7 protein-coding genes are annotated in these 8,529 nt (G+C 69.7%); all 7 read left to right on the top strand.

Features of this window, described 5'->3' with window-relative positions; translation table 11 throughout:
• Positions 1-7: 7 nt before the first annotated feature.
• Positions 8-2,302: a methyltransferase gene (locus tag WME79_RS40950; RefSeq protein WP_437526314.1), complete on the top strand. Its 2,295-nt coding sequence runs from the start codon at positions 8-10 to the stop codon at positions 2,300-2,302.
• Positions 2,299-3,489 (top strand): cytochrome P450, encoded by a 1,191-nt coding sequence (locus WME79_RS40945; RefSeq protein ID WP_437526311.1) that lies wholly within the window; start codon positions 2,299-2,301, stop codon positions 3,487-3,489. The genes WME79_RS40950 and WME79_RS40945 overlap by 4 nt, the downstream gene beginning before the upstream one ends.
• Positions 3,486-4,631 (top strand): Gfo/Idh/MocA family oxidoreductase, encoded by a 1,146-nt coding sequence (locus WME79_RS40940; RefSeq protein ID WP_437526308.1) that lies wholly within the window; start codon positions 3,486-3,488, stop codon positions 4,629-4,631. The genes WME79_RS40945 and WME79_RS40940 overlap by 4 nt, the downstream gene beginning before the upstream one ends.
• Before the next feature lie 30 nt (positions 4,632-4,661).
• Complete coding sequence (locus WME79_RS40935; protein ID WP_437526305.1) at positions 4,662-5,393, top strand: VOC family protein; 732 nt, start codon at positions 4,662-4,664, stop codon at positions 5,391-5,393.
• A gap of 36 nt (positions 5,394-5,429) precedes the next feature.
• The gene (locus WME79_RS40930; protein WP_437526302.1) at positions 5,430-7,046 is read left to right on the top strand and encodes a (2,3-dihydroxybenzoyl)adenylate synthase; all 1,617 of its coding nucleotides are present in this window, start codon (positions 5,430-5,432) and stop codon (positions 7,044-7,046) included.
• Between the two features lie 66 nt (positions 7,047-7,112).
• The gene (locus WME79_RS40925) at positions 7,113-7,922 is read left to right on the top strand and encodes a thioesterase II family protein (RefSeq protein WP_437526299.1); all 810 of its coding nucleotides are present in this window, start codon (positions 7,113-7,115) and stop codon (positions 7,920-7,922) included.
• Positions 7,923-8,136: 214 nt separating this feature from the next.
• On the top strand, positions 8,137-8,466 hold the full coding sequence (locus WME79_RS40920; RefSeq protein WP_437526296.1) for a hypothetical protein: 330 nt from the start codon (positions 8,137-8,139) through the stop codon (positions 8,464-8,466).
• Positions 8,467-8,529 lie beyond the last annotated feature (63 nt).

Raw genomic sequence — 8,529 nt, 5'->3', positions numbered from 1 at the left:
AGGTGCCATGACCGTGAGACAGATCATCGATGGGCTGGAGCGCCTCGGGAGCCGAGCGGCGCTGGTGTCGAGCGGGCGCGAGTGGACCGGAGCAGAGGTGCTCGACGCGACGTACCGCGCTGTCACGGCGCTGCGCCAGCGCGGAGCCGTCGCGGGCCGCGCGCTGAGCTGGAGCGCCGGAGACGCGCCGCAGGCCCTGCCCGTCCGGCTGGCCGCCATGCTGCTCGGCGCGCGGTTCTCCGCCGAGCAGCCAGCGAGCGACGGCGGTGATGCCCTGAGGATCACCGACGCTGACCTGTCCGCGCTCGGCGGGGCGAGCGCCTGCGATCCCCGCCTGGTGGACGACGCGCCGTTCTCCGTGGCTCGCGGATCGTTCGTGTGGTCGAGGGCGGTGTTCTGCGAGTCGGTCGCTGCCCTGCGCGACGCGCTCGGCGCTTCGCCTGCGCGCACGGCGGTGCTCTCACCGCTGGCCGGCTTCGGCGGGGATGCGGTGTTCGCGAGCTGGAGCGCCGGTGCAGCCGTCCACCATCACGCGAGCGCCGCGAGCCCGGCCAAGGCCCTTTCGTTCCTCGAGCGAGCGGCCCCGGACTGCGCGATCGTGTCAGCGACGCTGCTGCGCAGCCTCCTGGCTCACCCGGCGGCCGCGCTCGCCGACCTCGGGACGCTGCGGCGCATCGTGTACGACGCCGGCGCAGGCGCCGGTGGAGCGCTGTCCGCCGAGTCGTCCGCGGCCGTGCGGCGCGTCTTCGGCGCAGAGCTCGTGGACAGGATCGCCGGTGAAGCCGGGCTCGTCCCGGTGGAGCGCGAGCTGCGCAGAGCCGAGCAAGAAGCGGCGCGCATCGCGGAGCTCGTCATGAGCCATCCGAGCGTGGCGGCGGCGGCCGTGATCCCCTCCGACGGCGACGGCTGGGCGGTCTTTGCCGTCCCCGCGAAGCGTGCCAGCGACGACGCCGACGGGGACGCGAGCGGACAGCGCCTGATCTCCAAGGCGACCGCCGCGCTGGACGCGGAATTCGCCGGGACCGACCTGAACCGGGCGATCGCGGCCGTGGAGCGGCTGGGGCAAACAGCGCTGCTGTCGATGCTCAACGCGCTGGGCCGCAGCGGCCTTTTTACCGACACGGCCGCCGCGCACACCGTGGACGACGTGCTCGCGCGGGCGCGGGTCGCCGCCGCGCACCGGCCGCTCATCCGCCGCTGGCTCAGGGTGCTCACGGAGCAGAAGCTGCTGCGCCGGGACGGCGATCTGCTGAGCGCCGTGGGCCCGGTCTGCGACTTCTCGGACGCCGCCCTGGCGCGCGCATGGGACGAGCTGAAGGGCGAGTGGCTGGCCACGGTCGGCGCGGCCGGCACGATCGACTACGCGCTCCGCAACGCCGACCGATTGCCTGACCTGATCTCCGGCGCCGTGCGGGCCGTCCACCTGTTGTTCCCGGAAGGGCGCACCGACCTCGCCAGGGCCTTGTACCGCGAGAGCATCGCCGCCCGGTACCAGCACCGCGCCGTCAGCCTCCTCGTGAGCAGGATTGCCAGGGAATGGCCCGGGCAGCGGCCGATCCGGCTGCTCGAGGTCGGCGCCGGCACGGGAGCGACCTCCGAGTCGCTCCTGCCGGAGCTCTCGGGCGCCGAGGTCGACTACCTCTATACCGACGTCTCCAGGTACTTCCTTGATCAGGCCGCCCCGCGGCTCACCGCGCACCGGTGCGTGCGCTTCGGCCTCTACGACATCAACGTCGCGCCGAGAGAACAGGGCTTCGTCCCGAACTCGTTCGACGTGATCATCGGCGGGGGCGTGCTCAACGCCGCGCGGAACACGGATGCCTCCCTCCGCTGGCTCAACGAGCTGCTCGGCCCCGGCGGCTGGCTCGTCCTGACCGAGCCCACGGTCGAAGAGTTCTGGGTGATGGCGTCCCAGGCCTTCATGCTGGACGACGCCAGCGACGGCAGGGCCGAGACGGAGTCGACGTTCCTCTCGCTGCCTCAGTGGAACGCGGCGCTGGACGGCGCTGGCCTGCAGCGCGTCCTCGGGCTGCCCCGGGACGGCCACCCGCTGGAGCGGCTCGGCCATCGTGTGTTCGCAGCCCGGACCAAGATGGATCGGGTGCTGCTGACCTCGGAGGGCCTCTCCGAGCATCTCGGCGGGAGCCTGGGAGCCGCCGCCAGCATCGAGATTGTGGATGAACTGCCGCTCGCCGAAGGCGGCGCCCTCGACCGCGAGCGGCTGCAGGACTGGGCCGCGCGCCGCCGGCGCTTTGATTCCCGCCCGCTTCCCACGGCGACATCACAAGGACGAACGCAATGACCACCGCGACGAATCCCCCCATCCAGTATCCATTCAACCTCTTCGACGGCATCGCGCTCGCCTCTGCGTACTCGCGCGCTCAGCAAACGCCGGGGCTGCTCAAGGTCAAGCTGCCTTACGGCGAGCCGGCGTGGCTCGCGACCCGCTACGAGGACGTCCGCTTCGTGCTGTCCGACCGGCGGTTCAGCCGCGAGGAGGCCACGAAGCGCGCGGACGCCCCGAGGGCGCTCCCGCGCATCGCCGGCGGGATCGTCATGATGGACCCGCCCGAGCTGACCCGCATCCGCAACCTGGTCACCCAGGCGTTCACCAACCGGCGCGTGGAGCAGCTGCGCCCGCATGTCCGAGAGCTCGCCAACGAGCTGATCGACAAGATGGTGGCCAAAGGTCCCCCTGCGGATCTCGTGCGGGACTACGCGCTGCCGATCCCGATGTCGGTGATCTGCGAGCTCCTGGGTGTTCCGGTGGCGGATCAGTCCAAGTTCAAGGAGTGGAACGACTCCCTGCTCTCGACCAACACGCAGACCGCGGAGCAGACGCAGCGGAACCTCGGCGAGCTGTCCCAGTACATCATGGGGCTGATCCGCCTGCGCCGGGCCGAGCCGGGCGACGACCTGATGAGCGCGCTCATCGAGGCCCACGACGTGGACGACCGCCTGAACGAGCGCGAGCTGGTCCAGCTCTGCATCGCCATCCTGATCGCGGGGTACGAGGCCACGTCCTCGCAGATCCCGAACTTCATCTACACGCTCCTGACCCATCAGGAGCAGTTCGCGCGCCTCAAGTCGGATCCTGGCATCGTGGTGCAGGCGGTCGAGGAGCTGCTCCGTTTCGTGCCGCTCGCGTCCGCCGCGATGTTTCCGCACTACGCCACCGAGGACGTCCAGGTGGGCGACTCGCTGGTGCGCGCGGGGGAGCCCGTGTTTGCGTCGGTCGGCGCGGCCAACCACGACCCCCGCAAGTTCTCCGATCCACACCGGCTCGACTTCGATCGGGACGCGCGGGCGCACTTCGCGTTTGGCTGTGGGATGCATTATTGCATCGGCGCGTCGCTGGCCCGGGTCGAGCTCCAGGAAGCGCTGAGAGCGCTCGTGACCCGCTTGCCGGATCTGCGCCTCGACGCCGACGTCCAGTGGAAGACCGCGACGTTCTTCCGCGGGCCGCTCACGATGCAGGTGACCTGGTGAGCGCCGGCGGCGGCAAGAAGAAGCGCGTCGTCGTCGCCGGCACCGCCTTCGGGCGCATCTACCTCGATGCGGTCGCGTCGGCGCAGGACTCGTTCACGCTGGCCGGCGTGCTCGGGCGCGGCAGCGAGTTCTCCAGGAAGTGCGCCGAGCGCTACGGAGCGCCGCTCTACACCAGGGTGGAGGACATCCCCGGGGACATCGATATCGCCTGCGTGGTGGTGCGCTCGGGGGCGACCGGCGGCCCGGGCTCCGATCTGGCCAAGACGCTGCTCGAGCGCGGGATCCACGTGCTGCAGGAGCATCCCGTGCACGCCACGGAGATCACCGCGTGCCTGAAGGCCGCGAAGCGGGGGGGCGCCGCGTACGCGGTCAACACGCTGTACCCGAACGTGCGCCCGATCCGGCAGTTCCTTGCGGCGGCTGAGTACATCAGGAAGCGCCAGCGCATCCAGTTCATCGACGCCGCTTGCAACAGCCAGGTCGCCTATCCATTGCTCGACGTGATCGGCCGCGCTGCAGGCGACTTGCGCCCGTGGTCGTTCTCCGAATGTGCGCCGCGAGGCGACCGGCCCTCGCCGGCCGCGGGCCAGCCGTTCCAGAGCCTGAGCGCGACCCTCGGCGGCGTGCCCGTGACGCTCCGCGTGCAGAACCAGGTCCACCCCGAGGATCCAGACAATCACTCGCTGCTCATGCACAGGATCTCGCTCGGATGTGACGCTGGCGTGCTGACCCTGGCCGACACCCACGGCCCCGTCCTCTGGAATCCGCGCATGCACTCGCCGCGCGATCCGACAGGGCGCCTGATCATGAGCGGCCCCGGCACCGACCGCCTCGCTGTGGAGAGCACGTTGATCCTGGGCGACCAGCAGACGCGCAACTATCACGACGTGTTCGCGCGGACGTGGCCCGACGCGGTCGTGTTCGCCTTGCACGACCTGTGCGGCGACATCGCCGACCCGGCCCGCCGTGTCCGCAGCGGCCAGTGGGCCCTGGGCGTGTCGCTCGCGTGGCGTGATCTGACGGAGCGGATCGGGATGCCCGAGCTCATCCGACCGGAGACCCCGGAGCCGCTCCCCATCGACGAGCTGCGTGCGGCGGCGCGCGCTGCGGCCTTCGATGCGGCCGGGAGCGGCGCGCGTTGATCGAGCGCCTGGCGCTCGGGAGAACTGAACATGGCGACTTCTTGCAGCCACGTATTGCTATGGGTGCGCGACATTCATCAAGCCGTGCGCGATTACAGAGAGCTCGGGTTCAAGGTGGACTACGCGACACCCGAGAGAAAGGCCCAGCACGCGCACATCTGGTTCACGGAAGGCCCCATCGTCGAGCTGCTCACCACGCCGCGCAGCGCGAGGTGGTTCAAGTGGCCGATCGAGCTGATGGCCGGGCGCGGCTCGGGCAAGCGGATGATCCGCTGGTCCGAGGACGGTGAGGGCTTCTGCGACGTGGCGGTCGTGGTGGACACGCACGCCCTCGACCGTGAGCTCGCCGCGCTGCGGGAGGCAGGGGTCCCCGTCGGCAGAGCCATCGGGTGGCGGCGGACGAAGCCCGATGGCCAGGAGATCCGCTTCAAGTTTGCCTATCCGGCGAACGATCGTCTCCCGTTCATCGTGACCCCCTACGATCCGCCTCAACATCCGAGAGAGAACCGCCATCCGAACGGGGCCAGGAGGCTCAGCCGGGTGCGCATGGGGGTCCGCGCGGAGCATCGAGAGGCGGTGCGCCGGATCGTCGGTGACGACCCGACGTTCGCGCTCGAGCACGCCGAGGTGACGGGGGTCCGCGCCATCGAGATCGCCGGCCTGACCGCCGATCTCGACCCGACCCTCCTGCACGGCGCGGCCGTGCTGCCCGCCCGCCCGAACGCTGACCTGAGCCGCGCGCATCGAAGCGCAGGACACTGAGCGCCGACGAGCGTCGGTGGAAGCGAGGGAGCTCCTATGTTGAGTGGATGTGTCGATTGGCCCGCTGAATTCGTGGATCGTTATCGGGGAGCGGGGTACTGGCGAGGTGAGCGCCTGGGTGAGATGCTGCGCACGCGGGCCCGAGCGACCCCGGCGCGCGTGGCCGTCGTCGACGGCGCGCGTCGCTGGACGTACCAGGAGCTCGACGAGCGCGCGGATCGCTTGGCCGCGGGGCTGCGCCGGCTCGGCATCGCGGAGGAGCAGCGCGTCCTGGTTCAGCTGCCCAACATCGCCGAGTTTCTGCCCCTGTGCTTCGCGCTGTTCCGGATCGGGGCCATCCCGGTGCTGGCGCTGCCGGCGCATCGAGAGACGGAGATCGTGCACCTGGCAGAGCTCTCCCAGTCGGTCGCCTATGTGATCGCTGACACGCATGTTGGCTTCGATTACCGGGCGCTCGCCCGTTCGGTGTGCAAGCGGGTGGCGAGCCTCCGGCATGTCCTTGTGGTGGGTGATGCAGAGGAGTTCGTGCCGCTCTCCGAGGTGGACGCGCCGCCGGAGATCATGGCTGGGCCGGACGCGCGCGATGTCGCCCTGCTCTTGCTGTCGGGCGGCACGACCGGCGCTCCCAAGCTGATCCCGCGCACCCACGACGACTATGTTTGCAACGTCCGCCTCAGCGCCGATGTGACAGCCCTGGACGCGAATACCCGGTACCTGGTGAGCCTCCCCATCGCGCACAACTTCGCCCTGGGGTGTCCAGGCGCCCTCGGCACCCTGTACGCCGGCGGCACCGTGGTGTTCTGCAAGGACCCGAGCCCCGAGGCGGCGTTTCGACTGATCGAGCAGGAGAAGATCACCGTGACCGCCCTCATCCCGCCGCTCGTCCTGCTGTGGCTCGAGGCGGCGGAGTGGGTGCAGGCCGATCTGAGCAGCTTGCAGTGGATCCAGGCGGGAGGCGCTCGCCTCAAGGCCGAGACGGCGGCGCGTGTCCGACCCGTCCTCGGCTGCGGGCTGCAGCAGGTCTACGGCATGGCAGAAGGGCTGCTCAACTTCACGCGGCTCGACGACCCCGAGCCCGCCGTGATCAACACGCAAGGCCTGCCGGTCGCCGAGGACGACGAGGTGAGGATCGTCGACGCCTCGGATGTCGAGGTGGCGGACGGCGAGGTCGGTGAGCTTCAGGTCCGCGGTCCCTATACAATCCGAGGATATTATCGCGCAGAGGAGTACAATCGTCGGGCGTTCACCGCCGACGGCTTCTATCGGAGCGGGGATCTGGTGCGGCGGCTCGCCAGCGGGCATCTGGTGGTTGAAGGCCGGAGCAAGGACGTGATCAACCGGGGAGGGGAGAAGGTCCCGGTCGAGGAGCTCGAGAACTATCTCATGGCTCACCCGGCGATCCGTGACGTCGCCATCGTCGGCATCCCGGACGCCACGATGGGGGAGCGCACCTGTGCCTGCATCATCGCGCGCGGTGAAGCGCCCACGCTCGCCGAGGTGAACGCCTATCTCAGCCGCCTGGGGGTGGCTGCGTTCAAGCTGCCCGATCGTTTGAAGGTCCTGGAGAGCTTTCCGCAGACGAGCGTGGGCAAGGTCAACAAGCGGGCCCTGGCGAAGCAGGTCTGTGGCGCCTCGCCGGCCCTGTCCACGTAGTGGAGGCCTTCGCCACGGTTCAGACGCCGATCGTTCCTCGAGACATCAACACCGACCCGAGAACCCATGAACAGATCTACCCGAAGTTTGCGTCGCATCGTGAGCGCGTCTGCCCCGTCCAGCCCGCACCTGATCGTGTGCCCTTTCGGCGGTGGGAGCCACAGCGCCTTCCGCAGCTGGAAGGCGATGGCGCATGTGGACGTCTCGGCGTCCCTCGTGACCTACCCGGGGCGCGACCATCGTCTGCACGAGTCCGGCATGCGGAGCGTTCAGCACGCCGCGTCCGAGCTCGCGCACGAGCTGTGCGCGGAGCCGCCCAGCGGCCAGTGGCTTCTGGTAGGCCACAGCGTGGGGGCGCAGATCGCGTTCGAAGCATGCCGCTTGCTCGAGCAGTGGGGCCGGGCGCCAGCCGGACTCGTCCTGTCCGCTTGCCACGCTCCCCATCTGATCCCACGCCGCATGCTCAGCCCCCTCGATGACGAGGGGTTCGTCGAGGAGCTGATCCGCCTGGGGGGGTGTCCCGCGGAATTCCGCACCGACGCGCAGCTCAGAGAGGTGTTCCTGCCGATGCTGCGCGGCGACTTCCTTGCGTCGGAGAGCTACCGCCTTTCGCTGGACCGCTGTACCAAGCGTCTCCGGACGCCGACCCTCTTGCTCCACGGATCCGCCGACGATGAAGCCCGTCAGGACGAAGTGGAGGCGTGGAAGCTCTGGCTGGAAGGTCGGGTCGAGCTGCGCGCGATGGCTGGTGATCACTTCTACATCACGCAGGATCCGCGGGCGTTCGTCTCGGAGGTGCTGCGCGTGTTCCGGCTCCCTTCCAGGTCGACGGCTTCCCTCGGACACGCGCAGATGCCCTGGAGCTATTTCCCCTGAGATCTCTCCAGGCCGGTGGCAACGTGGGACGGACGGCGCCTTCCATGCACGACGGGAGCGTGGCTGGCCAACGGTCCCCCCGCGGCCTCGCCTCTCCTCGGCGAAGCAAGGGCTTCCTTGACGGTTGCCGTGCTTTCCTCCACTCTCCCAGAAGATGTCCGGCGTCCGGCGACCCCACCGTCCACGCAGCGCGATCCTTCGCTGGATCTGCGCCGTGCTTCCGGTGTTCCTCGTCGTCGGTCTCATCGCTCAGGGCCACACCCTCCAGGCGCTCGGCATAGCGATCGCCTGCGAGCACCCGATGCTCGCGTCGTCCTCCGCAGAGGAGAGTCATGACGAGGAGCCGGACCGCCCGCACCGCGAGTGTCCGCCGAGCTGCCACGACTGCGCTTGCGGCCGCATCCCCATGACCCTGCCCCTGGGCGAGGTGCTGCCCTACAGCCTTCTCGAGGCGTACGAGATCGTCGCCTCGACGCCGCCCGAGATGCCAGGGCGCTCCCTTACCCACCGCCTCGAACGGCCACCCCGACGCCCGCGCGCTTGAGGCGCCCGCGTCAGGTTCGCATCCACGAGCACGGCCGCAGCACAGGAGCGCGTGAGCGCCTCT

The organism is Sorangium sp. So ce726 (assembly GCF_051521405.1).
Lineage (GTDB): Bacteria > Myxococcota_A > Polyangia > Polyangiales > Polyangiaceae > Sorangium.
The sequence above is the reverse complement of the archived record's forward strand: the minus strand, read 5'-3'. Positions and strand labels throughout refer to the sequence as shown.

Excerpts from the sequence above, each read along its gene's own strand:
- WME79_RS40935 (WP_437526305.1), top strand. The coding sequence starts at position 4,662 with ATGGCGACTTCTTGCAGCCACGTATTGCTATGGGTGCGCGACATTCAT.
- WME79_RS40945 (WP_437526311.1), top strand. The coding sequence starts at position 2,299 with ATGACCACCGCGACGAATCCCCCCATCCAGTATCCATTCAACCTCTTC.
- WME79_RS40930 (WP_437526302.1), top strand. The coding sequence starts at position 5,430 with ATGTTGAGTGGATGTGTCGATTGGCCCGCTGAATTCGTGGATCGTTAT.
- WME79_RS40925 (WP_437526299.1), top strand. The coding sequence starts at position 7,113 with ATGAACAGATCTACCCGAAGTTTGCGTCGCATCGTGAGCGCGTCTGCC.
- WME79_RS40950 (WP_437526314.1), top strand. The coding sequence starts at position 8 with ATGACCGTGAGACAGATCATCGATGGGCTGGAGCGCCTCGGGAGCCGA.